Here is a 23,492-nt window from a genome sequence, read left to right on the forward strand (position 1 = left end):
TCGAGGCGGGGCAGATGATGATCGAACTCGCCAATACATGGTTATTTGAGAAGATCGAGAACCCGGTGGCGGCGGCAGCTGGAGCGTACATGCTTCTTTCGCACCCAAAGGAAGCAAATACTCGGTTTGCCGCAAGTTGGCAGCGCTGGATCCGCAATCTTTACAAATGGTTCCCCATGCTGCCTGACGGAGCCATCGCAATGGCGCAGATGGAGTTGATTTGCGGAGAAGGTAAGCGTGGCGAGGAAGTGAATGTTGAGAGGCTCCGACAGTACGTGTTAGAGGCCGTACGTCGTGGCCTTCCTTTCTTGAGTACGGGAGTCCGCCGACTGACTGAGATGCTGGTTATGCTTGAAGGGGATGACCGGGAAAAGAAGCGTGAGGGGCCGGAGATTGAAGAAACACGTCGAGCGTTATCGCTTATACGTCAGTTGGGGCGCATAACTGTTCCTAGCGAGTTCTTTACAGTGCTTAGGCAAGACGGGTTAAACATATGAGCAACGTATTCAGAATACATGTCCTCCCGGCCCAGCGGGGTGATTCGTTGTGGATTGAGTATGGGACCGAGAGTGCGCCGAGCCACATCATAATCGATGGGGGAATCACCACGACGGGGGGGGATCATCTTTTTAAGCGATTAAAGGAAATTGCCCCGCCTTTCCACATTGAGCTTCTGGTTGTAACGCATATAGATTTGGATCATATACAAGGGGTCATAAAATTTCTGGAAGATTTGCCTAGTGGCATTACCTTTGGTGATATTTGGTTCAACGGCCTAGAGCAAATTAGGTCCACTGGTCTCAACCCAATGGGTATTAAGGAGGGTATCCGTCTCTCTAAGATTCTGCGAAAAAACCATAACTCGACTTGGAATAAAGCCGCGAATGGCAACGCTATCGCGCTCAATCCGAATGGCGGCACCGTCTCCCATTCCCTTGATGGAGGTATGGTTGTGACTGTGCTTGGGCCGACGCTCGAGCAGCTTACGCTGTTAGGAGAACAATGGGACCTTGTGATGGAGGAGTTCGCCGCGGATGAAGAAGCCGAGACTGAGAGCAAGGACCCGCCAGGGCTCAGTCTGGAAGCGCTTGGCCTGAGAGCAATGGGAGGGGTCGACATTGAAGGGTTGGCCAAAAGTGATTTTGTAGAGGATAAAGCTATCCCTAATGGCTCTAGCATCGCGTTATTGCTAGAGTTTAAAGGGCGGAGTGCATTGATGCTCGGTGACGCCTATCCGTCAGTAATAGCAAGTAGTATTCGTCAGCTTTCAGATAACGGATATTTCAAGGCCGATGTTGTGAAGGTTGCTCATCACGGTAGTCGCAATAATACCGATTTAACCTTGGCAGGGTTGCTGTCGGCGCCTGCATGGATTTTTAGCTCCAATGGAGCTAATAACACCAAGCATCCGCACTTGGAGTCTGTTGCGCGGGTTCTTTATGGCAGTGGCGGTGGGGAGGAGAAAACGTTAATTTTTAATTATCGAACAAAATTCAACGAGATTTGGTGTGATAAGGGGCTTATGGAGGAATTTAGATACCGCACCGTATACGGAGACGGAGAGTCCTCTGTCTTGTTGGAATTGCTTTAATTGGTGAAAGAGCAAGGCCTTTAGCTGTATCGTGATGTTTCCATTTCACTGGGGGCACCCACTGTTGGCCGATAACTGCTTCTCACCGACGACCACTATCGGCCCAAAGCGAGCTGCTCCGCAGTTGCTTAAAGACCTCTGTTGAAGCTTGAAGGTATTTACGAAGCTAGGGGCGATTCACATCGGGCGGCTGCGGTAGCCAGAACCATAGAGCTCTGCATGTCAGCTTAACGAGGGCACACTCCGCCGCGGGGCCATAGTCTGGGGGAGTAACCTACTTTTTAGCACTTTGTTTTGGCTGAGATGCGGCTATAGCCGGCTTGCTGGAGAAGCTTGCTTGCCTCCTCAGTGTCTAGGCGCTCCCGCTTAGGATCCATGAGATCGGTATAAAATGATGCACAGCCACCAACTATATTGTAGCTGAGTATTGTATATTCCCGGCGCCCACGTCCCGTTAAATTCAGCAAGATATTTTTGATGCCTCCTAAAGCGCGGCTAGTGTAGGGGTTTCGATTGCTAATGTAACTGAAATCGTTGAGGTGTATGGGGAGGCGCAATCCTTCAATATGATCGCCGAAGTCAAGTATGATGTTGAAGGTTAGGAACTCTACTCTGACCCCAGGCAGATCTTGCTTGAGTATTCTATTTAAGACGTTGTCGCGGCCTTCGTCCGTATTATACATGCTCGTCCAAACCCCTTTCTGAGAGGATTGGGCCACTATGATATGCGCTCGCTGCAACATGCCGGCGTCATCGATGACTATGGCGTACTCAGCAACGCAAGGCTGGCGGTGGTTTCCGGCAAAATAGATTTTATTCAAAGCTGCTCCCTAGCAAATTTGCTTGCTTAGGAAGTTAATAAGCTTGCTGCCAAAATCCGTTGTTTGTTTGGATAGGCAGCTCTCTTGGCTAAGTACTTGCTCTAGCTGTTGCACAGCAACAAGGCCTCTCTGATATAAATCTGCCCAAACTGTTTCCAGGATGTCTCGCTCATGAAACAAATCTGGCATGGCGTGAGCTACAACTTGAGACAAGGATACGGTTGGGCGATAGGGCATGGGGCGGCTATTCAGTGAGAACCACTCTTTCGGGGCGTCGAATAGTTTCAAAAGCCTAATGTGTGTGACAGTCGATATATCGACAAAATTTAAGAATATTTGGCGGTAGTCATCATTGGGGCAGGTGGGGAGCGCTGAGTTTATTACCGCATTTCGCAGTGCAGATAATTTTTCCTCTTGGTGGGTTCTTAGAGAAATATTGCAGACCTCAGCCACGGTGCTTAGGAAGGCTTCGTTCTGCTGGAGCCCTACTTCCGTGACTAGCCCTTTTTCGATTAGGCCATTAAGCGTCTCTCCAATTTGAAGCAGTATCTCGTTGCGTCTCCTGCTCAATGGCGGCTCTAGGACTGAATTCAGCATCTCCAATGCCAGAGCACCTGCCACCGGGATCGCTCCCACCGCTACTCTCCCAGCCCGATGGAATTTTTCGGCGATAGGCTCGACTGCGGGATCAAGATCGGTTAAATCGACTTTATCCATACTTTACTTCCTCCCTCTCTGGCAGCGGCAAGCTTCATGCCCCGCTCACCTCTCGTCAGTCCGTTGGGCATGCGTGTTCATGGGCAAATAGGCCCTGAGTGCGGCTTAGGCTCATATTTAGCACCGCTCTGCCCGCTGGTGAACAAATACTTGGTTGCGCTGGTTGCAATCCTCAGGTCTCAGACGTCAGCAGAGCGAGTACGAGAGGCTCCTTCCTGGGCAAAGATGTTCATCGAGCGGATGCCCCGGAGTGGGTGATAGCTTTCAGCTACTGATATTGGATGTTCAGTAGTGAGGGCGTGCTAGGTTCTGTACGAAAAGTACTGCCGCAGGCATCGCAGCGTGCAAGCCAGCGTGACCATTGCGGCAAAACTCCTGGCGAGCTTGTCGTAACGGGTGCCAATTCTCCGGTTTTCTTTTAGCCAGCCAAACATCCGCTCGATGATGTTCCGCTGCCGGTATTTCGGACGATCAAACAGTCGGTGTAGTCCTGGCTTGGGTTTGCGCTTCATGGTGCGCTGCGGAATCACCGGCTGCATGCGGTAGCGGTCGCAGTACTGGCGCAGATGCTCGGCATCGTAACCTTTGTCTGCCAGTAACCAACGGCAGCGCTTACGAGGCCGTCCCGACTTTCCGGGGATATGTACCTGATCTAAGAGTGGCTGAGCATGGCCAATGTCGCTGGCCTGCCCGGGTGACAGCATGAAGCGAAGAGGTATCCCGTTGGCATCGCAGATCAGGTGGATCTTGGTGGTTAGGCCGCCTCGGCTACGTCCCAATGCATGATCTACTGGTTCTTCTGGCCCCCCTTTTTCCCGGCGCCAGAAGAGGCTCGGGTTGCACGCACCGCGGTGGAGTCGATCATCCACGTATCCAGGTCGATCAGGCCTTCCTGATTCAACCGGACGTGCAATCGCTCAAGTACTCGGTTAAACGTGCCGTCGTCTCGCCAGTCACGGAACCGTTGATAAACCGCCGACCACGGGCCGAAACGTTCCGGCAGATCACGCCAGGCGGCTTCGGAGCAGAGGATCCAAAAGATGCCGTTGAGCACCAGCCGATCATCACTCCGAGGTCGGTCCATCTTCTGTTCCGGGGCAACCAGATCCTTGATCAACTCCCAGCCCGCATCTGGGGGTTCGTAGCGCCTTGCCATGTGGACCTCCAGCCAATCGTGGTGGCGATTCTGCCTGTACAGACTTTTCGTACAGAGCCCAGGAAGGCTTAGCCGGCACTCTACCAATTCGTACGGTGCCCCTTCCTTGCCGCTGATTGATCTGATCGACAGCAGCCATCAGTCGCTCGGCGCCACGTCGCGGTTCGGGCGCAAACAGATCCGGAGTTATCTCACCTGCGAAATTGCACTGACTTGACCACCGAATTGCATTCCAGCTGACCAGGCATTTGCATTCGTATTGACCACCCGATTGCATGCGGCTTGACCAATATACGCCGTAGTGACGACCGGCCGAAGTCGACCCGAAGCGGCCAGTTGCATCAAGCAGCAATCGGCCAGAAGCGGTCATCTCCTTGTGGTGGTCTACAACCGCCAGCTTGAACGGTTCGACTGAAATGGTGGGTGACTTCTGTGGCCCGGTCACTAAAGGTCTTGGTATTTTGGTAAAGCTTGCCGAGCTTGTCGGACGCGCTAAATTCGACTTGGATGTCGTCCATGTTTCCTATGCCTTTAGAAAACACATGAAGCCTTGAGGGTAAGCTGGAGCTAGCAGCGATGGCATCATCCAAGGATGCTTTCAGGAGGCCTGCGGACTGGCGATATCGACTCTATTCCGCCAGGTACCAAAAGGCAGCGAGGCTGCGAAGCAGCCTCAAAGTACCCCTAAGAGCGATCAGTCCTCATACGAATTAGTGTAGGAATCGACCTTCTTACCGTTCTTCACCAACTCGACAGTCATCTTGTTCCGGTCTGGCTTGATCTGGAAGGGAGAGCTTGTGTCCCAAGATCTCACTACGAGTGTTACAGTCGCACCGGTGGCGTCTGAATACTCATAGGTGAAGCCTAGGGTCATGATGCTAGGGTCTTTTCGGCCGCCCTGCATGCCGGATTTTTCTGCAGCAGCAGTCGCCACTGCAAAACTCTCCTGTTCAACTGCCTGGTCGATCGCAGCCTTCAACTGGGTGAACAGCTCTCCTGCCAGTATTTGGGGGGCATTCATTCTGGGCTCCTTATATTATGGATTTGATGGAAGCGTAGCGCGGAGATCCAGTTTCTCACCCGAATGTGTGGAGACTGGCCAGCGTCGCGGCCTTCTACCCTGATAGGCGCATGTTCTTGAATGCTGTGGCTAATTCATCATAATCCTCAAATTCGATGAATCCTGCCTGTTTGCCACGAGCCAATATAGCATTCAGTGGTTCTATCCCTGAAGCAATATCCACCAAGACGCCTTCAATGAAGCCACTGACAACCTGTATTTGGTTTGCATGAACCGCATCAATGTCTTCTTTGGGTGGTTTTTTCTTCGGGTTCTTCGAATAGGCTTCTAAAATAGCAAGCCCCTCAGCCTCCTTGCCTTGAAAGAGCATTAGCATGCCTTTGAGATATCTGGCACTTGACGAGTGAGTTGCCGAAAGTTGATCTAACATGCTTTCAAGCAGACTAGATTCTTTGCTCTTTGACATACTAACCAAGACGCCAATGCCGAAGATGCTCATGTAGGCGAGATCGCACCCGCCATCGGCGGATACTATCAGGCATCGTAAAGCTTCTATGTGATTACCCCTGGATTTTAGGTGTGCTGCCATTTCGTAGCACGCCCCGATATGCCCCCGGTTGTGAGCCATCGATAACCACAATAAACAATTGTCATCCTTGGTATTCCTGAGGGTAGTACCGATCCAGTACATTGCGGCAACGTGCCCATTGCTCGCTGCCCTCAGGATTTCATAGTGCTCTTCCTCAGAGAGCTTATGCTGTGCCATTAGAAGAGGTACGCACGTGTCATTTATTTTTCGCTTAGCCACGCTGATGAGCTTGTCCCACTCAAGCCCAAAATCACGCCGCGAGCATCTATCGAGGTACTTTTTGGCCGACGAGCATGGTCTTTCGGACTGAGTGTCGTACTCAGACCTTTTTTCAGCCTTGTAAATACCTGCTTTCTGCTCATTTGGCAGTAGAATATCTTCTATAGCTATCTCAAGGATTGCCTCCAAGAGGTTGCTATTACGATGCTGAAGCCAGCCTCCTATGCTGAGGTCATATGTGGCGTCGTTATGCGAAACGGAAGTCGTTTGCTTGTTCATAGCCGTCCTCGCTTAGCCATGAGCTCGATCGCAGTATGCTTGCGCCGCGAAAACGGCCTGGCTCCAGGACATGCCAGGGTGGCGTTCCAAGTAGTCAATTGCAATGTTGAGAACCAGGCGCTCCGCACCAAGTGGGCCTGAGGCCAGCATCTTCTGTTCGCGATCAATACGTGCCAGCGCACGACCTTTATGCTTGCGGAGATCAGAACTAGCGAGGGGGGATGGGACAGAATCTGTCATTTTTCAGTCTCCTAACTGAGATTTAGGAGGCTGATCGCGCAGATATACGGATCCACCTCCCACTATTTCGTACAAGTGAGATAAGAGAATCCGTAATTTGCGTGTGCCGGCCACGAATGATGCCGTATTGGTAATATGACTAGTACTCCGAAAAAAATCAACCACCACATCCGCTTTTTTGGCCAAAAGATCCTAGTGCTGAATGGCGCAGGCTGACTCGGTTCGAGCGAGACCTGTTCGAGACAGGGGGGCTTGCACTCTTGGATAGGAGCGGGGCCGCCAAAAATCGGTAGGCCCCAGCCTGCAGCCCCCCCCCCCGGTGGGCCAGACGAAACGGGGCAACCAGTACCACTCTGGCACAGCGGTGCCGACAGCGCGTCTGGTCTGGTGCACAGCGTGGTATCCCATGTCATCCAAGTCGGAAATGACCACTTTTGGCCGGTTGCTGCCTGTCGCGACCGGCAGCTTGTGGTGGGTATCTGCCTCTCGCCAGGGCCAGCAAGCGGCCATTAACGGACATGGCATGTTTGGCGGCCGCAGCCATAAATGTCATGCGGTGATTGGAGCCGGACAGCAAGTACCGCACGCAATATTCCGCGCCATTCGGGACAAGTGGAGCGCGCAGTCAGGTCGCTGCTGGAAGTTTGAGTTGCAACGCCCCCAGGGCGACCCGCAGCTCGAAGGGGCCCGCCTTCCCTCCTCTTAGCCGCCGAGCCGAACCAAACGCCCCAAAAAACGGCAAACTAAGTAATCGCAGCTCACCATACTCTTCAAGGTGAACATCCTGGCGCTCGGACAAGCGTCTAGTTCGAAGTATTCGTTTAACACGGCTGAGACTCGGCCGGGAGCGCCGGTTAACGAACATCGATTGGCTGGACGGGAGCGGCGGCAGCCGTGGCGGCAGCACTTGCCGCTGCCTCTGCGGCTGCTGAAGCAGTGGGACCAGCGGATTCGCTCAAGGCTTGTCGGACCCGCGGCCTCTTTTCTCCCTGGAGAAGCTCGGCGGTTTTTCGTTCGATAGTTGCCTGTGCCGCATTCTCGGCAGCAATTTGAGCTGCGACCTGTGCTGCAGCTTGCGTCTGCAGTAACGTCGGCGCGGTCCCTGAAACAGCTGACGCTTGTCGCACTGTTTGGGTTGCTGCTGTAGCTGCTGCTGTCGCCGCAGCATCAGCTGCAGCGTTGGCGATAGTTTTGCGTGCTACTTCGATGGTTTTCTGTTCGGCAGTGGTGGCGCCGGATGCGACTGGTATGGCTGCCGCGCTCACAGCCGCTTCACCGGCTGCGTCCGATGCCTTTGCTTGTGCATCTGCTTTGGTTTCCACCGGTTTCACTGCCGCTACTGGTTTTTCTCCAGCAGCTGTTCCGCTTTTTTGAAGTTCGTTCAGTGCACGTACTACTTCAGCATCCGCTCTTCCGACGGCCATTTTGCAGTCATAGGCGATATCCATTGCGGCTAGCACTTTGATGAGATTGTCGTCAGAGTTTGCGACTTGCTGCCTGGCCGTAGTACCTGCGCTGGCGATCTCGGAGCGACGGCGGACGTTGATCGCGTTTGAAAAACTCTCATTCAGGGCTGACTGTAGTGCGTTGGTTGAACCTGACAGGCCTGACCATGCATCTTTTGCGCTACCACCAGCGATTGGTGCGAAAACAGCACCGGAAAGAGTACCTACCGTTGCTATCCAAAAGCGCGATGAGTTGATGGCGTCGCCTCCATCCTCATAGGCATTCGCATAGTCAATGCAGTATCTCTGCGCCTTGTTATACGTCTCTACGACATCGCTGATATCACAGGTCCGCGGGTCCGTTGCTGCTCCCGCAGATGAGCCGGTCGACGGCCTAGAACAAGGAACTCCGTCAGCCCAGGGCCACTTAGGCTCCTTCGAGAAATTTGAACATCCCGTCGTTAGCAAGCAAAGACACAGCAGAAAGGCGATGCGCAACATCCGGTCCCTCAGATGAGTAAGTAGCGATAGGCCACTATATGGATAGACGCTATTTGCCAATATGCAAGACAAGCATCAAAGAGCCTTTGATTTGCCTAGGGGGCAGCTTGTACGAGCAGAGAATTGGCTGCGCCGTCGGAGGCGCAGCCTCTTTACCGAGTAGGCGAAAACCACAAAATTGAGCTCAGAGTGGTCTCGTATTGCTTACGTTTCGTCCTGGAAGTATCCTGTGCACAAGGTCATCCCAACCTTACCTGCCGCCGGGTAAAACGGGACCTCTCCACACCCATTGACGTCTTCCCCACCAGGGTCGAAGCGTAATCGGCGGACGCGACCCATAATTCGTGGAGAAGGTCATGCTCTTCATCGCTCCGTGCGCGCAGGCAGTGCGCGTTGTCAAGTCTCGGCTCGCAGCTGCTTTTCCCAATATTCCCTCCTCTCATCTTACAGAGGCACTCGCGGCCGCCTCTGGGTTCAACACCAATGCAGCTTTAAGGGCCTCGCTCTGGGAACCAGGAGCGGATCCTGCAGCGAAGCGTAGTCTCGAGTTTGACGATTCAAAATTCCTCAAGCGCCTTCTATCCCTCGGCCACGATGATCATTGGGATTGGCCTGGTTTTTCACGATTTGCCGAAACTGAGTGGGTGGGCGGGTTATACAACTCTCCACGTAGTCGATGTGCGCGAAATCTGATGACTGCGGCGGTCGCTTCAGGGCTGCTGCAAAAAATCTTCGGTCTAGGGGCGGACGAAAATTTCTGGCCTGGGTCAGAGGAGCGACATGGACACTTCTTCCACGTATGGATGCCGGTCGGCATCCCCGCTGTCGCCTGGGTGAATGACGTCGGTATGGGAGAGCTTGTTATTCACGTGGCTTGCTGGCCGAAGGGTGACATGATCCGTTATCACGGCGGCTTTGAGGCGGGAGAGGCCACTGCTGTCGGTTGGTTGGAGCGTGCTGACGGAAAATGGATCATGAACGACTATCGAGGCGGGATTGACCTTTCGGTGCGCCGAGCACTACACCCTCGGCTTTCTCAGGCAATCACACCGACATTAGGCTTCCTTGATCAGGGCATGTTCTTCTCGTAACTGGTTTTGGATCAATCGTGGATAGGTAGCGCCGAAGAGGGCGACCCTTGTGGGTCGCCCTCTTGCTTTGCGCTAATGCCCCGAATTGGTTGGCCGCAAGGATATTTCCCATAACTACGTTCTAATCGTCGTGCCGGCTTTCACGAGTCTGACTGCTTCTACAGGTGGTCGCAGCAACCAGCGCGAGACAAGGGAAATGAGCAGGCGAATCCTCCGGATCTCTGATGTGATCAGTTAGGTGCGTAACTGCATCGCACTTGACCACCCAATAGCATTGCTGCTGACCACCGTTTGCATCCAACTTGACCAGTAACGCGAAGAGGTGACCGGCAGAGAACGGCCAAAAACAGCCATTGTGTGTCTATAGGTTCAGGGCCGATTCAGTCATTACCTGATGCACCGCTACAACTGGATCAGACCACATCAATTCAACGGGGGGCTACCGTCCGCGGTGGCCGAAGAAAAACTTAACTCACTGTCTGGGATGGGTTGATCACTACACTCGTATCGTCAAAGCTCAAGTGAAAGCCATCGTACTAAGCGGATCTACCTGAGATGAAGCTGCCATACTGCACTTACTGCGCGAGGGCGAGTTTATGACTATCACATCTGAAAGCTGGCGAGTTGTATGCCAAGACCCTGGGGATGGCAGCGGAGACGTCGTAATTGAGCTTCCATCCGAGCTACTCGAACAGCTCGGATGGAGTCTGGGTGATGAGCTGTCAGTTGAGGCGGGAGAGGGAAATATTTGCCTAAAACTCAAGCAGCGAGCTGATGGTGCCTCGTCATAGCAATCCAAACAATGTCTGATCGTAGTTGATTACTTCGCTTCACGAACAGTGAATTGCCCCTAGTTTCGTAGACACCTCTAGGCCTCATAATACGGCCCATCAGGGGGTGCCATGAGCAACCCGCGTTATCCCGAAGAATTCAAAATCGAAGCAGTCAAACAGGTGACCGAACGAGGTCTGCCAGTGGCTGAGGTCGCTGCTCGTTTGGGCATGTCGACCCACAGCCTGTATGCCTGTGTTAAGCGCTACAGCAAGCCCCAAGAGCAGCGCGCGCAAGAAGACGATCAGCAAGCTGAGCTGCGTCGTCTTCGTGCCGAACTCAAGCGCGTGACCGAAGAGCGAGACATCCTAAAAAAGGCCACCGCGTACTTTGCCAAGGAGTGCGACTGAAGTACGCCTTCATCAACCAGCTATCCGCTGACTATTCGGTTCGCCGCCTGTGCCTGACGCTAAAAGTACATGCCAGCGGTTACTACGCGTGGCTGGCTGAACCGAAGTCGGCACGAGTCAAGGATGATCAACGCCTGCTTGGACTGATCAAGCACGCGTGGCTAGAGAGCGGCGGTGTGTACGGCTACCGCAAAATCCACGACGACCTGCGTGAGCTTGGAGAAGCATGCGGCAAACATCGTGTTGCTCGACTGATGCGCTTGGAAGGGCTGCGCTCACAGATAGGGTATCGTCGTCGACCGGGCCACTATGGTGGTAAACCTCCAGCGGCCTCACCGAATCATCTGGAGCGCCGATTCAATGTCACCGAACCTAACAAGGTCTGGGTAACGGATATCACCTACATCCGCACCTATGAGGTCTGGTTGTATTTGGCGGTGGTGCTTGATCTGTTCTCGCGACAGGTAATCGGTTGGTCAATGAAACCGCAGATGACCAGCGATCTGGCTATTGATGCGTTGCTGATGGCAGTTTGGCGGCGTAAGCCAAAGCAGGAGGATCTGATTCACTCAGATCAGGGGAGCCAGTTCAGCAGCGGCGACTGGCAGAGCTTCCTGAAAGCCAACAACTTACTTGGCAGTATGAGTCGGCGCGGCAATTGCCATGACAACGCAGTAGCGGAAAGCCTTTTCCAGCTGCTGAAGCGGGAACGGATCAGGCGAAAAATCTATAGCACCAGGCAAGACGCACGCGCTGATGTGTTCGACTATATCGAGATGTTTTACAACCCAAAACGCCGACACGGTTTCAACAACCAGCTGTCACCGGTAGAGTTTGAGAAGCGACATTTACTGAGCCTGGAAAGTGTCTAAAAAATCCGGGGCGATTCAGTATCTCGTTGCGCCTCCTGCTCAATGGCGGCTCGAGAACTGAATTCAGCATCTCCAATGCCAGAGCACCTGCCACCGGGATCGCTCCCACCACCACTCTCCCAGCCCGATGGAGTTTTTCGGCTATAGGCTCGACTGCGGGATCAAGATCGGTTAAATCGACTTTCCATACTTTACTTCCTCCCTCACTGGTCGCGGCAAGCTTCATGCCCCGCTCACTTCTCGTCAGTCCGCTGGGCATGCGTGTTCATGAGCAAACGGACCCTGAGTGCGGCTTAGGCCCATATGTAGCACCGCTTGGCCAGTTGGTGAACAGATACTTGGTTGCGTTGGTTGCGTTGGTTGCAGTCCTTAGGTCTCAGAAGACGGAGCGAGTACGAGAGGCTCCTTCCTAGGCAAAGATGCCCTCGAGTGGATGCTGCGGAGTGGGTGATAGCGTTCAGCCACTGATATTGGATGTTCAGTGGTGAGGGTGTGTTAGCAGAGTCGGGGGATTGCTGCACTAAGCGGTGCGTTGCGATTTACTCGGCGCGTTGCGTGGAGATAGGCCGACAGGGTTGCTTTCTTGTTTCAAGGTGGTATGACCTGCCACTCGTGACGTGGAGCGCTGGCCTGCGCAAATAGATGTCGGCGCCGAGGCTAGTGTCGTTGGCCTAGATATGTGAATTGGTGTGAAGTCTGCTGGTGGGCAGGGTGCAGCTGTAAAGAATCTAAGGGAATAGGCCGGTTATTTTTACAAAAAAAGATACAGATCCTTAGCGCTTAGCTTCTATAGCGCTCTAGGTAGGGGGTGTGCGATAGACGTCTCTCCGTCAGATATCACCAAGGTATTTATTACCGTTCTGAGTCGAGCCGTCCGGCACAGACAAAGGCGCAGCCCCAGGCTGCGCCTTTTTCGTTTCAGGAGGATGAAAAGCGGCGCCTGCCGAGGCGGTTATCCACAGCCGTTCGTCGCCTCTTGGAGAGGCCTGCAGCCCCCGTGGGACGGGACTTTGTGAATGCAAAATCACATTCAGGCCGGGCTCTGGACGCTGGCAAACCGCCTCTATAGGCTTGCCCACCATTCCATCGACCGCCCTCCCGGAACCCACCATGAAACTCAACGGACTGACCGCCGTTCTGCTTCTGGCCGGCCTGCCCCTGTGCAGCATCGCCAGCCCCTACCAGACCCTCGCCCGTGACGCGGAAAGCAGTGCCCGCTGGGGCCTGCTCGGCAGTGCCGCCGAGCAGTACCGCGCCATCCTCGCCGACCCGAGCCTGAGCGCCAGCCACCCCCGCGCGCGCCTGGCCCTGGCCAAGGTCTATGCCGACGCCCTCGACTACCCGGCCGCCAAGGCCGAGCTGGCGCGGCTCAAGCAGGACGCCCCCGACTCCGCGGAGGCCAAGGAAGGCGCGAAGCTGGCCAAGCGCATCGCCAAGAAGCTCAAGACCCACACCTTCGGCGGCCGCGTCGCCGTGGCCCGGGTGCATGACACCGACACCGCCAACGCCAGTGCCGGCATGACCCAGGACCCCTCGTTCGATGACGAGGACGACGAGGACATGGACGACATGGCCTTCGAGGACGACGACAGCCTCGACGACCTGCTCGACGACATCGACCTGGACGAGGACGACCTGGCCGACGACGGCGAAGACGAAGACGACGACACCGCGCCCACCCCGGTCGCCAAGCCCAAGTCCACCGTCCACGACAACCGCTGGCAGGCCGCCGGCAGCCTGCGCTACGGCTACGGCTTCGACGACCGTGGCAGCCGCTGGAACCTCGGCGCCAACATCGCCCAGGCCCGCCAGGACGACCGCGACGAGCTCAACCGGCAGACCTGGGCGGTCTCCACCGGCCCCACCTTCGTCATCCCGGCCTGGCGCCTGAAGATCAACGCCGCCGTCACCTACCTGCAGCTCTACAAGGACCACCAGTACGACCTCTCCAGCACCATCTGGTCCCTGGGCGCCAGCCACAAGCTGAACCGCGTGCTGGAGCTGTACACCCGCTACAACTACGAGAACCGTGGCCTGGAGAACGACAGCCCGCTGGACATCGAAGTCGACACCTTCAAGGTCGGCACCCGCTTCAAGCCCACCGGCAAGGACAGCTTCGACCTCAGCTACTCGCCCAAGGTGGAAGACAACGACAAGCGCAACAAGGACAAGGAGCAGGAAGGCTGGAAGATCAGCTACGCCCGCAAGCTGCCCTGGGACAGCTTCGCCAGCGTCGCCTACAGCCGCCGTCACACCGACTTCAAGCACGACCCCTCCGGCAAGGAAGAGGACGAGACCAAGCACGTCGTCACCCTCGGTCACAAGCTCACCAAGGACCTGGTGATGACCGTCAGCTACGAGCACAAGGACAAGGACTCCAACCTGCCCGGTCGTGACAAGAACAACGAAAGCACCTCCCTCGGCCTGAGCTACAAGTTCTGACCGAAAGCGGCTCGCCGCCCCTCGCGGGCGCGGGCCGCACTGGCGCGCCGGGCCTGCCGCTTGCGCCACCAGATGACCACGCCGGTGACGCTCAGCCCGGCGATGGCCAGCCCCAGCAGCGCGATCACGATGCGCCCCGGCAACCCCGCGATGCGCCCGCCGTGGATCGGCGCCTGCAGCCGGTAGAAGCGCTCACCCGGCGTGCCGCGCCCGGCGACCTCCGCGCCGATCAGGCGGCCGTCGGCCCCATCGAAGAACAGCCATGACTTCTCCAGCGGGTTGGCGTCGTGACCGCCGAACCCCGCCCCGAAGAAGTTGTACTCGACGCTGTAGTACAGCTCGCCGATGCCCCCCTCGATGCCCTGCCGCGCGCCTTCCGCCTGCGCCAGCCGGTACACCTGCTGGTAGTCCAGGCGCGTTTCCCCCAGTGCCTCGCGGGGCATCTGGCTGCGCTGCTGGTAGGTGCTCGGCGGCGCCTCGGAGAACAGCGACACCACCGGCTTGAACACCGGCTCCGGCAGGTTCATCGCCACGCTGCTCACCGCCACCGGCAGGAGCAGCAGCCACAGCCAGAGCCCGCCGGCGCGGTGCTGGTCTAGGGTGCGCCGGTAGCGTCCGGCGCCGCGCTTCAGCGTCCAGGCCGTCCACCATTTCTTCAGGAAGGGCCGGCCACGGGGCAGGGTCAGCCAGGCGCCGGCGAAGCAGTCGATGACCCAGAGGATCGCCACCAGCCCCATCAGGATCAGCCCCCAGTTGCCCGGCAGCGCCAGGGTGTAGTGGAACTCCAGCAGGAAGGGGATGAGGTTCTGCGCCTGCAGGCAGCACGCCCCCCACTGGCGCATGCCCAGCTCGGCGCCGCTCACCGGGTCCAGGTAGATCACCCGGTGGTGCAGGTCGTAGGGCGCACCGGTGGCCGGGTCGGTACGGGGCACCGCCGCCATCAGCGCCGAATGGCCGGCTTCGTCCGGCACCTCCATGTACCAGACCTGCAGGCGCGGCTCGGCCTGCTCGATGCGCTGCACCAGCTCGCCCGGTGACAGCAGCGGCCCCTGTGCGGGCGCGTCGTAGAAGGCCGGGTTCAGCCATTCATCGATCTCGTGCTGGAAGGCCAGCAGGCTGCCGGTGAGCCCGGCGAGGGCGAGGAACAGCGCCGTGGCCAGGCCGAGGTAGCGGTGCAGCAGGACGATAAGGGGGCGCATGGGCGCGTTCCTGTGGCAAGTCTGTCACGCACATGAACGAGGCCGTCCCGGCGCCGGGGCGACCTCGTCCAGGCGCCGGTCAGAACTGGTAGCTGAGGGTGGCGGTGACGTTGCGCTGCTCGCCGAAGTAGCAGAAGTCCAGGCTGTAGCACGAGGCCACGTAGTCCTCGTCCAGCAGGTTGTTGGCGTTCAGCGCCAGGTCCATCCCGGGCAGGCCCACCTTGCCCAGGTCGAAACCGATCAGCGCATCCACCAGCGTGTAGGACGGCACGTGCAGCGTGTTGGCGCGGTCCGCCCAGCTGCGGCCCACGTAACGTGCCCCCAGCCCGGTGCGCAGGCCGTCCAGCGCACCGGCATCGAAGCGGTACTCACCCCAGATCGAGGCCATGTACTTCGGCGCCTGGTTCGGCGTGTTGCCCCGGGAACCGTCCAGCGCCTGGGTGTAGGTGATGTCGGTGTAGGTGTAGCTGGCCAGCAGGCGCAGGCGTTCGCTCAGCTGGGCATTGGCCTCCAGCTCCAGGCCCTGGGAGCGCACCTCGCCCACCGACTCGTAATAGCTGTACTGCGGCAGCTTCGACGCCACGTTCTGCTGGACGATGTGGAACAGCGAGGCGGTGTACAGGCTGTTGCTGCCCGGCGGCTGGAACTTCACCCCGGCCTCCCACTGGGTGCCCTCGGTGGGCTCCAGCGGCTTGCCGCTGGCGTCGGAGTAGGCGTTGGGGTTGAACGACTCGGAGTAGCTGACGAAGGGCGCCACGCCGTTGTCGAACAGGTACAGCACCCCCGCGCGACCGGTGAAGCGGCGCCAGTCGGCCTCGCTCCTGGTCCCGCTGGTGCGGTTCTCGTCGGAGACCGACACCCAGTCCTGGCGCATGCCCAGGGAGAAGCGCCAGCGGTCCAGGTCGATCAGGTCCTGCACGTACAGGCCGGTCTGCTCCAGGCGGCGGGTGTGGTTGTCCGGGTACAGGGTGCCCAGCGTCGCGTTGCCGTAGGCGGGGTTGAACGCATCCAGCGGCGAGACGCTGGCCGAGGTCCAGTCCACGCGCGTCTTGCGATTCTGGTAGTCGAGGCCGGTGAGCAGGGTGTGGCGCGCGCTGCCGGTGTCGAATTCGGCCTGCAGCATGTTGTCGACGATGTAGGCCCGCAGCTTCTCGCTGGCGCCGGAGTAGTAGCGGGTCAGGGTGTTGGCCGCCGGTGCCGTCCACTGGTAGCCGTAGACCTGCGACAGGTCCACGCTGGCGTCCAGCACCCGCAGGTTCTGCCGCGCGCTCCAGACGTCGTTGAAACGGTGTTCCAGCTGGTAGCCGGCCATCCGCTGGGTGCGGTCGAAGTCGTCCAGCCCCGGCTCGCCGTCGAAGAAGTCACGGTCGATGCGCTGGCCGTTGTGGGGATGCAGCGCCCCGTCGGCCGGCACGCCGCTGTGGTAGCCGCCGTTGGGGTCGTGCTGCAGGTAGCCCAGCAGGGTCAGCGAGGTGTCTTCGCTGAAGTCGATGGAGAGGGACGGCGCGATGGCGTAGCGCTCCTCGCGGGCGTGGTCGAACTGGGTGTCGCTGCCCTTGCCCAGGCCCACCACGCGGTAGGCGATGTGCTGCTCCTCGTCCAGCGGGCCGCTGAAATCGAAGCCCAGGCTCTTCTGGTTCATGTTGCCCACCGAGGCCTGCACCTGGTGGTAGGGCGTGTAGAGCGGCTTCTTGCTGGTCAGCGCCACCAAACCGCCCGGCAGGCTGCGGCCGTAGAGCACGGACGACGGGCCCTTGAGCACATCGATGCGTTCGAGGAAGTACGGGTCCACCTGCAGCGAGCTGAAGGTGCCGCTGTCGCCCATGGTCTTCAGGCCGTCGAGGAAGACGTTGTCCACGCTGTTGTCGGCGAAGCCGCGCATCACGATGTAGTCGTAGCGGTTCGAGGCGCCCACCTGGCCGGTGAAGATCCCGGGGGTGTAGCGCACCGCCTGCTGCACAGTCTTCGAGCCCTGGTCGTCGATCTGCTCGCGGGTCACCACCGACACGCTCTGCACGGTTTCCAGCAGCGGCTTGCTGGTCTTGGTCGCCACGTGGCTGTGGGTCGCCTGGTAGCCCTCGGCGCTGCCCAGGGCATTGCCCAGCGCGAACACCTGGGTGCTGCCCAGTTCCAGCGCCGCGTCCGAGGGCGCCTCGCGCAGCACGAAGCGGCCATCCCCCAGGGGCTCGGCCTGCAGCGGCGTGCCTTGCAGCAGGCGGGCGAGCCCTTCCTCCACCCCGAAGTGGCCCGACAGCCCTGCGCTGTTCAGGCCCTGGGTCTGCTCCGGCGTCGCCGACAGGCTGATGCCCGCCTCGCGGGCGAAGCGGTTCAGCGCCTCGGCCAGCGGGCCGGCGGGAATCGCATAGCCCTGGCTGGCGCTGGCCTGGGCGGTCTGCGCCGAGGCGCTGGCGGGCAGCAGGGGCGTGGCGAGGGCGGCGGCGATCAGGGCGCCGCGAACGGCAAGGGCAAGGCGGGAAGGGCAGGAAGCGCGCATGGCAGGGTCCGTGGTTGGCAAGGTGAATGGGTGTTATTCCCATTGCCGGGCTTCGCCGGAAAACCCGCCAAAAAAATTCGCAGGGATCATCGGGCGGCTGATCCGCTCAGGCCCGCGCCTCCACCGTCACCCACCAGCGGGTCCGGTAGCGCAGCTGCACGGGCAGCGTCTGTGGCAGCAGTGTCAGCAGCCGCTCGGTGTCGTCCAGCCGGTAGACCCCGGACAGCCGCAGGTCGGCCACGGCCTCGCTGCAGGCCAGGCGGCCAGGGCGGTAGCGGGCCACCTCCGCGACGAAATCCCCCAGCCGCACATCGCGGGTGACGATCAGCCCATCCGCCCAGGCCCCCGGCTCCATGGCCGGCGGCGGCAGCTCGCGGACCTCGCCGGCACGGACTTCGACGTTGCGCCCAGCCCCCACCGTGCGGCCCCCGGTGCCGCTGTGCAGCACCTCCACCTCGCCGCCCAGCAAGCAGAGGCGCAGCGCCCCTGCGTCCAGCCGGGCGACGAAGCGCGCAGCCCGGGTACGCAGCCAGCCCTGCGCGCTGCGCAGGTGCAATGGTTCGGCCTGGGGCGCTGCCTCCAGCAGGATCTCGCCCCGGCGCAGGTGCACCTGGCGCTGGCCCGCCGCCATGCGCAGGTCCACCGCCGAGTCGGTGTTCAGCAGCAGGCGGCTGCCATCGGCCAGGCGCTGGCCGTGGCGCTCGCCCGTGGCGGTGGCCAGGTCCGCAGTCAGGCGCTCCCAGGGCGTCAGGTCGCGGCTCAGCCAGAGCGTTGCGCCCCCCACGGCCGCCCCGGACAGCAGCTTCAGCGCCTGGCGCCGGCGCAGGCCGGCACGGGCGTCTTCCAGCACCTGGCGCGACTGCGGCAGGGCGCGCAGGCCGACGCCCAGTTCCTGGTCCAGCTGCTGCACCCGCTGCCAGGCCAGTTCGTGGCTGGCGTGCTGGTTGCGCCAGTGCTCGCAGGCCTGCAGCGCGCCAGTGTCGGGCTGGCCGCGCAGGCGCAGCATCCAGGCGATGGCCTGGCGCACCACCTGCTCGTCGGGTTGAGCGGGGCGCGGGGTCATTCGGCGAACCGCAGCTGGTAGCAATGAAACAGCGCATCGGCCACGTAGCGCTCCACCGAGCGCAGGGAGATGCCCATGCGCTCGGCCACCTCGCGGTGGCTCAGCCCTTCGCACTGGGCCAGCAGGAAGGCCGTGCGGACCTTGGGCTTGAGGCGGTCCAGCAGCGCCGCGATCTGCTCCAGCAGCTCCAGGACCAGCTCGCGGGTCTCGGGGGAGGGCGCCTCGGCCTCCGGCACCTGGGCCAGGGCCTCGCGGTAGGCCCGCTCCAGCTCCTCGCGGCGCCAGTGGTCGATCACCAGCCCACGGGCCACGGTGCGTAGGAAGGCGCGCGGGGTGTGCAGCTCCAGCGCCTCGCCCCTGCCCAGCAGGCGCAGGAAGGTGTCCTGCGCCAGATCGGCGGCATCCGCCGCGTTGCCCAGCTTGCTGCGCAGCCAGGACTTCAGCCAGCCGTGGTGCTCGCTGTACAGCGCCTGGATCGAAAGGGAAGAGGCCATGGGGTCACCGCGAGAAGCAGTATCAAATGAAAATTGATCGCATTTTCTCGGCGGCGGGGGGTTTTGGCAATAACCCGCCCTTGGGGGCGTTGAGGTGCGCCTGGTGGCGCTGGCGCGCGGACGAAAAAAAGGGCGGCCCTGCACGCAGGGCCGCCCTAAATCACGGAGTTGCTTACATCGCGTGGCCGCGATGACTTGCGGCCACGGGTATTGGATTACTTCTCCAGGATTGCAGTCACACCCTGACCGCCCGCCGCGCAGATGGAAATCAGCCCGCGGCCCTGGCCCGCCGCATCCAGCAGCTTGGCGAGGTTGGCGACGATGCGACCACCGGTCGCCGCGAAGGGATGGCCGGCGGCCAGGGAGCTGCCCTTGACGTTCATCTTGCTGCGGTCGATGGCGCCCAGCGGCTGCTCCAGGCCGAGGCGGGTCTTGCAGTACTCGGCGTCTTCCCAGGCCTTGAGGGTGCACAGCACCTGGGCGGCGAAGGCCTCGTGGATCTCGTAGTAATCGAAGTCCTGCAGGGTCAGCCGGTTGCGTGCCAGCAGGCGCGGCACGGCGTAGACCGGCGCCATCAGCAGGCCTTCCTTGCCGCTGACGAAGTCCACTGCGGCGGCTTCGCCGTCCTTGAAGTAGGCGAGGATCGGCAGGCCGCGCGCCTTGGCCCACTCCTCGCTGGCCAGCAGCACCACCGAGGCGCCGTCGGTCAGCGGGGTGGAGTTGGCGGCGGTGAGGGTGCCGCGCGGGCCGCGCTCGAACACCGTCTTCAGGGTGCCGAGCTTCTCCAGGTTGATGTCCGCCCGCAGGTTCTGGTCGCGGGTCAGGCCGAGGAAGGGGGTCATCAGGTCGTTGTGCCAGCCCTCGGCATAGGCCGCCGCCAGCTTCTGGTGGCTGGCCACGGCGAGCTTGTCCTGCTCGTCGCGGGGGATGGCCCAGGTCTGCGCCATCAGCTCGCAGGACTCGCCCATGGACAGCCCCGTGCGCGGTTCGCCGTTGCGCGGGATGTGCGGCGCCAGGTGGCGCGGGCGCACCTTGAGCAGGGTCTTGATCTTGTCGGCGGTGGTCTTGCCGCGGTTGGCCTCCAGGAGGATCTTGCGCAGCTCCTCGTGCACGCCGATGGGGGCGTCGGAGGTGGTGTCCACGCCACCGGCGATGCCGCTCTCGATCTGCCCCAGGGCGATCTTGTTGGCCACCAGGATGGCCGCTTCCAGGCCGGTGCCGCAGGCCTGCTGGAGGTCGTAGGCGCTGGTTTCCGGCGCCAGGCGCGAGCCGAGCACGCATTCGCGGGCCAGGTTGAAGTCCCGGGAGTGCTTGAGCACCGCCCCGGCGACGAATTCGCCGATGCGCTCGCCGTGCAGGTTGTAGCGCTCCACCAGGCCTTCCAGCGCGCTGGTCAGCATCTGCTGGTTGGTGGCGGTGGCGTACACCGTGTTGGAACGGGCGAACGGAATGCGGTTGCCGCCGACGATGGCGACCCGGCGCAGCTGGGTCATGGGTGACTCCTTGCCTGGGGAAATGGATGCGGGGTGCAGCAGGTGGGCACAAGACTAGCCGCCAGGCCATCCCTCGCATTGGCCGCCTTGCCGGCGCGGCGGGCAACGCGGTCAATTGCGGGCCGGCGCTGTCTGCGTAGAGTGGCCCCACTTCTTATGCGTGCAGGAGCCTGCCCCCATGTCCGACCGTTATCTCGCCTTCGCCAACTCCACCACCGGCCGACGCCTGGTCGGCGCCCTCGGCCTGCCCGCGCCGCTGCGCCTGGAGCGCTGGACCGCAGGGCGCGTGCGGCCGGTGGACGGTGCCCTGCTGCTGGGCGGCGAGGGGGCCCTGGCCGACGCCGCCAGCGCCGTGCTGAACAAGCTCACCGACCAATCCTTCGCCGCCGAGGAAGGCCGCTTCGGCCTGCCGCGCTGGACCGCCGAGCACGGGCCCAAGCTCAAGGCCTTGGTGTTCGACGCCAGCGGGCTGACCCGCTTCGAGCAGCTGATCGAGCTGCGCAACTTCTTCCAGCCCACCTTCAAGGGCCTGGGCAAATGCCCGCGCGTGGTGGTGCTGGGGCGCCCGCCGGAAAGCCTCAAGGACCCGATCGCCGCCAGCGTGCAGCGCTCCCTGGAGGGCTTCACCCGCTCCCTGGGCAAGGAGATCCGCCGGGGCGGCAGTGTGCAGCTGGTGTACGTCGGCAAGGGCGCCGAGGACCAGCTCGAAGGCGCGCTGCGCTTCTTCCTCTCGCCCAAGAGCGCCTACGTCTCGGCCCAGGTGCTGCGGCTCGCCGCCAGCAGCGCCCAGGTCAAGGACTGGAGCCGTCCCCTCGGCGGCCAGCGCGCGCTGGTCACCGGGGCCTCGCGGGGCATCGGCGCGGCCATCGCCGAGACCCTCGCCCGGGACGGTGCGGAGGTGGTGTTGCTGGACGTGCCCCAGGCCAAGGACGCCCTCGAAGCCCTGGCCGCCCGCCTAGGCGGCCGCGCGGTGGCCCTGGACATCTGTGCCGAGGACGCCCCCGCGCGCCTGGTGGAGGCGCTGCCCGACGGGCTGGACATCGTCGTGCACAACGCCGGCATCACCCGTGACAAGACCCTGGCGAAGATGAGCGAAGCCTTCTGGGACTCGGTGATCAACGTCAACCTCAAGGCCCCCCAGGTGCTGACCCAGGCCCTGCTGGACGCCGGCAAGCTGCACGACAACGGCCGCGTGGTGCTGATCGCCTCCATCAGCGGCATCGCCGGCAACCTCGGGCAGAGCAACTACGCGGTGAGCAAGGCCGGCGTCATCGGCCTGGCCCAGGCCTGGGCCCCGGCGCTGGCCAAGCGCGGCATCACCATCAACGCCGTGGCGCCCGGCTTCATCGAAACCCAGATGACCGCCGCCATCCCGCTGACCATCCGCGAAGCCGGCCGGCGCATGAACTCCATGAGCCAGGGCGGCCTGCCCCAGGACGTGGCCGAAGCCGTGGCCTGGTTCGCCCAGCCCAGCTCCGGTGGCCTCACCGGCCAGGTGATGCGGGTCTGCGGGCAGAGCCTGCTGGGCGCCTGACCCGCCGGCGGCCGCTTCAGGCCGCCTGTGCCGCCAGAGCCGCGCCCCGCTGGGCGTAGCGCTCGGCCATCACCGAGCAGACGATCAGCTGCATCTGGTGGTACAGCATGATCGGCAGCAGGATCAGCCCCAGCGCGGGGTTGGCGCCGAAGATGATCCCCGCCATCGGCGCACCGGCGGCGAGGGATTTCTTGGTGGCGCAGAACACTGCCGCAATCTCGTCCTCATGGCTGAAATCCATCGCCCGCGCCGCGCGGGTGGTGGACCAGAGCATCAGCGCCAGCACCAGCGCACTGCCGAGGAAGGCGATGGCCAGGGTCTCCGGCCCCTGCTGCTGCCAGATGCCGGCGGCCACCGAATCGCTGAACGAGGCGAACACCAGCAGCAGGATCACCAGCTTGTCGAACACCGAGGTGTAGCGCTTGTAGCGGGCGAAGAAGCGCCCCCACAGCGGGCGCAGCCCCTGGCCCAGCACCAGCGGCAGGAGCAGCAGCAGGCTCAGGTCCAGCAGCGTCTTGCCCAGGTCCATGCCGCCGTTGGCATCGGCCACCAGGCTCACCAGCCAGGGCGTGATGAACACCCCCAGCAGGCTCGACAGGCTGGCGTTGAGGATCGCCGCCGGCACGTTGCCGCCGGCGCTGCCGGTCAGCGCCACCGACGAGGAGATGGTCGAGGGCAGCGCGCACAGGTAGAAGAAGCCCAGCATCAGCGCCGTCGGCAGGTGGGTGCCCAGGAGGCGGTCCGCCGCCAGCCACAGCAGCGGAAAGGCGGCGAAGGTGAACAGTTGCACCATCAGGTGCAGGCGCCAGTTGCCCAGCCCTTTGCGGATCTGCTCGGTGGAGAGGTTGATGCCGTGCAGGAAGAACACCAGGAACACCCCGGCGTTGATCAGGTTCTCCGCGTGCAGCAGGCCGCCGTGGCGGCCCACGTTGGGGAACAGCCAGGCCAGCGCCACGGCCAGCAGCATGCCGCCGAGGAACCAGTCGGTGACCAGGCGCTTGAGGGGTTTGAGAGCGGACATCGGGGGCCTCCGGGGCAGCGGGGGATTGA

The 23,492-nt window shown here is 61.0% G+C and carries 21 protein-coding genes and 1 pseudogene; 8 read left to right on the forward strand and 14 right to left on the reverse strand.

The window, feature by feature from the left end:
* The first annotated feature begins 14 nt into the window (after positions 1 to 14).
* Both PotMrB4_RS03585 and PotMrB4_RS03590 read left to right on the forward strand, forming a co-directional pair.
* Positions 15 to 497, forward strand: a complete 483-nt coding sequence (locus PotMrB4_RS03585) for a hypothetical protein (RefSeq protein WP_172432524.1) — start codon at positions 15 to 17, stop codon at positions 495 to 497.
* The gene (locus tag PotMrB4_RS03590) at positions 494 to 1,591 is read left to right on the forward strand and encodes a ComEC/Rec2 family competence protein (RefSeq protein WP_172432525.1); all 1,098 of its coding nucleotides are present in this window, start codon (positions 494 to 496) and stop codon (positions 1,589 to 1,591) included. Before PotMrB4_RS03585 ends, PotMrB4_RS03590 begins: the two co-directional genes overlap by 4 nt.
* Before the next feature lie 281 nt (positions 1,592 to 1,872).
* Here the strand turns inward: PotMrB4_RS03590 and PotMrB4_RS03595 are convergent, their stop codons facing one another.
* The 8 genes from PotMrB4_RS03595 to PotMrB4_RS03630 form a co-directional block, all read right to left on the reverse strand.
* Complete coding sequence (locus tag PotMrB4_RS03595; protein WP_172432526.1) at positions 1,873 to 2,412, reverse strand: hypothetical protein; 540 nt, start codon at positions 2,410 to 2,412, stop codon at positions 1,873 to 1,875.
* A 9-nt stretch (positions 2,413 to 2,421) separates the two neighbouring features.
* Positions 2,422 to 3,129 (reverse strand): hypothetical protein, encoded by a 708-nt coding sequence (locus tag PotMrB4_RS03600; RefSeq protein WP_172432527.1) that lies wholly within the window; start codon positions 3,127 to 3,129, stop codon positions 2,422 to 2,424.
* Positions 3,130 to 3,431: 302 nt separating this feature from the next.
* Positions 3,432 to 4,285, reverse strand: a protein-coding gene (locus PotMrB4_RS03605) for an IS5 family transposase (protein ID WP_172432528.1) whose coding sequence is annotated in 2 segments (ribosomal slippage) — positions 3,432 to 3,943 and positions 3,943 to 4,285 — 855 coding nt in all. Because the reading frame shifts where the segments join, the coding sequence is not laid out codon by codon here.
* The gene (locus tag PotMrB4_RS28440; protein WP_172432529.1) at positions 4,194 to 4,655 is read right to left on the reverse strand and encodes a DUF4113 domain-containing protein; all 462 of its coding nucleotides are present in this window, start codon (positions 4,653 to 4,655) and stop codon (positions 4,194 to 4,196) included. The genes PotMrB4_RS03605 and PotMrB4_RS28440 overlap by 92 nt, the downstream gene beginning before the upstream one ends.
* A complete protein-coding gene (locus tag PotMrB4_RS03615) occupies positions 4,627 to 4,803 on the reverse strand; it encodes a hypothetical protein (protein WP_172432530.1) in 177 nt (58 codons plus the stop codon). Before PotMrB4_RS03615 ends, PotMrB4_RS28440 begins: the two co-directional genes overlap by 29 nt.
* A gap of 176 nt (positions 4,804 to 4,979) precedes the next feature.
* On the reverse strand, positions 4,980 to 5,306 hold the full coding sequence (locus PotMrB4_RS03620) for a hypothetical protein (protein WP_172432531.1): 327 nt from the start codon (positions 5,304 to 5,306) through the stop codon (positions 4,980 to 4,982).
* 94 nt (positions 5,307 to 5,400) lie between these two features.
* Positions 5,401 to 6,393, reverse strand: coding sequence for an SEL1-like repeat protein (locus PotMrB4_RS03625; RefSeq protein WP_172432532.1), 993 nt, complete (start codon positions 6,391 to 6,393; stop codon positions 5,401 to 5,403).
* Between the two features lie 1,094 nt (positions 6,394 to 7,487).
* Entirely contained in the window at positions 7,488 to 8,579 is a 1,092-nt protein-coding gene (locus PotMrB4_RS03630) for a hypothetical protein (protein ID WP_172432533.1), read from the reverse strand.
* Positions 8,580 to 8,935: 356 nt separating this feature from the next.
* On the opposite strand from PotMrB4_RS03630, the gene PotMrB4_RS03635 reads away from it, so the two are divergent.
* The 5 genes and pseudogenes from PotMrB4_RS03635 (at position 8,936) to PotMrB4_RS03645 (ending at position 14,165) form a co-directional block, all read left to right on the forward strand.
* A complete protein-coding gene (locus PotMrB4_RS03635) occupies positions 8,936 to 9,670 on the forward strand; it encodes a hypothetical protein (protein WP_172432534.1) in 735 nt (244 codons plus the stop codon).
* Positions 9,671 to 10,040: 370 nt separating this feature from the next.
* Positions 10,041 to 10,163: pseudogene (locus tag PotMrB4_RS28470) on the forward strand (IS3 family transposase); the annotation flags it as partial.
* A 103-nt stretch (positions 10,164 to 10,266) separates the two neighbouring features.
* Positions 10,267 to 10,461 carry an AbrB/MazE/SpoVT family DNA-binding domain-containing protein gene (locus tag PotMrB4_RS28135; RefSeq protein ID WP_232060793.1) on the forward strand — a complete coding sequence of 65 codons (195 nt, stop codon included), beginning with the start codon at positions 10,267 to 10,269 and terminating at the stop codon, positions 10,459 to 10,461.
* Between the two features lie 111 nt (positions 10,462 to 10,572).
* Positions 10,573 to 11,723, forward strand: a protein-coding gene (locus PotMrB4_RS03640) for an IS3 family transposase (protein WP_172432535.1) whose coding sequence is annotated in 2 segments (ribosomal slippage) — positions 10,573 to 10,816 and positions 10,816 to 11,723 — 1,152 coding nt in all. Because the reading frame shifts where the segments join, the coding sequence is not laid out codon by codon here.
* Between the two features lie 1,110 nt (positions 11,724 to 12,833).
* Positions 12,834 to 14,165 (forward strand): hypothetical protein, encoded by a 1,332-nt coding sequence (locus PotMrB4_RS03645; protein ID WP_160158610.1) that lies wholly within the window; start codon positions 12,834 to 12,836, stop codon positions 14,163 to 14,165.
* Here the strand turns inward: PotMrB4_RS03645 and PotMrB4_RS03650 are convergent.
* From PotMrB4_RS03650 to PotMrB4_RS03670, 5 genes are all read right to left on the reverse strand, one after another.
* Entirely contained in the window at positions 14,153 to 15,364 is a 1,212-nt protein-coding gene (locus PotMrB4_RS03650; protein WP_172432536.1) for a PepSY-associated TM helix domain-containing protein, read from the reverse strand. The two genes, PotMrB4_RS03645 and PotMrB4_RS03650, sit on opposite strands and share 13 nt — an antisense overlap.
* A gap of 79 nt (positions 15,365 to 15,443) precedes the next feature.
* Complete coding sequence (locus tag PotMrB4_RS03655; protein ID WP_172432537.1) at positions 15,444 to 17,858, reverse strand: TonB-dependent siderophore receptor; 2,415 nt, start codon at positions 17,856 to 17,858, stop codon at positions 15,444 to 15,446.
* A gap of 106 nt (positions 17,859 to 17,964) precedes the next feature.
* The gene (locus PotMrB4_RS03660) at positions 17,965 to 18,921 is read right to left on the reverse strand and encodes a FecR domain-containing protein (RefSeq protein ID WP_172432538.1); all 957 of its coding nucleotides are present in this window, start codon (positions 18,919 to 18,921) and stop codon (positions 17,965 to 17,967) included.
* The gene (locus PotMrB4_RS03665; RefSeq protein WP_172432539.1) at positions 18,918 to 19,415 is read right to left on the reverse strand and encodes a sigma-70 family RNA polymerase sigma factor; all 498 of its coding nucleotides are present in this window, start codon (positions 19,413 to 19,415) and stop codon (positions 18,918 to 18,920) included. Before PotMrB4_RS03665 ends, PotMrB4_RS03660 begins: the two co-directional genes overlap by 4 nt.
* A 215-nt stretch (positions 19,416 to 19,630) precedes the next feature.
* On the reverse strand, positions 19,631 to 20,908 hold the full coding sequence (locus tag PotMrB4_RS03670; RefSeq protein WP_172432540.1) for an acetyl-CoA C-acetyltransferase: 1,278 nt from the start codon (positions 20,906 to 20,908) through the stop codon (positions 19,631 to 19,633).
* Positions 20,909 to 21,086: 178 nt separating this feature from the next.
* On the opposite strand from PotMrB4_RS03670, the gene PotMrB4_RS03675 reads away from it, so the two are divergent.
* Positions 21,087 to 22,442, forward strand: a complete 1,356-nt coding sequence (locus tag PotMrB4_RS03675) for a 3-oxoacyl-ACP reductase (RefSeq protein WP_044411092.1) — start codon at positions 21,087 to 21,089, stop codon at positions 22,440 to 22,442.
* A gap of 16 nt (positions 22,443 to 22,458) precedes the next feature.
* Here PotMrB4_RS03675 and PotMrB4_RS03680 read toward each other — a convergent pair whose 3' ends face one another.
* Complete coding sequence (locus PotMrB4_RS03680) at positions 22,459 to 23,463, reverse strand: bile acid:sodium symporter family protein (protein ID WP_172432541.1); 1,005 nt, start codon at positions 23,461 to 23,463, stop codon at positions 22,459 to 22,461.
* Positions 23,464 to 23,492 lie beyond the last annotated feature (29 nt).

It is taken from the genome of Metapseudomonas otitidis (assembly GCF_011397855.1).
Taxonomy (GTDB): domain Bacteria; phylum Pseudomonadota; class Gammaproteobacteria; order Pseudomonadales; family Pseudomonadaceae; genus Metapseudomonas; species Metapseudomonas otitidis.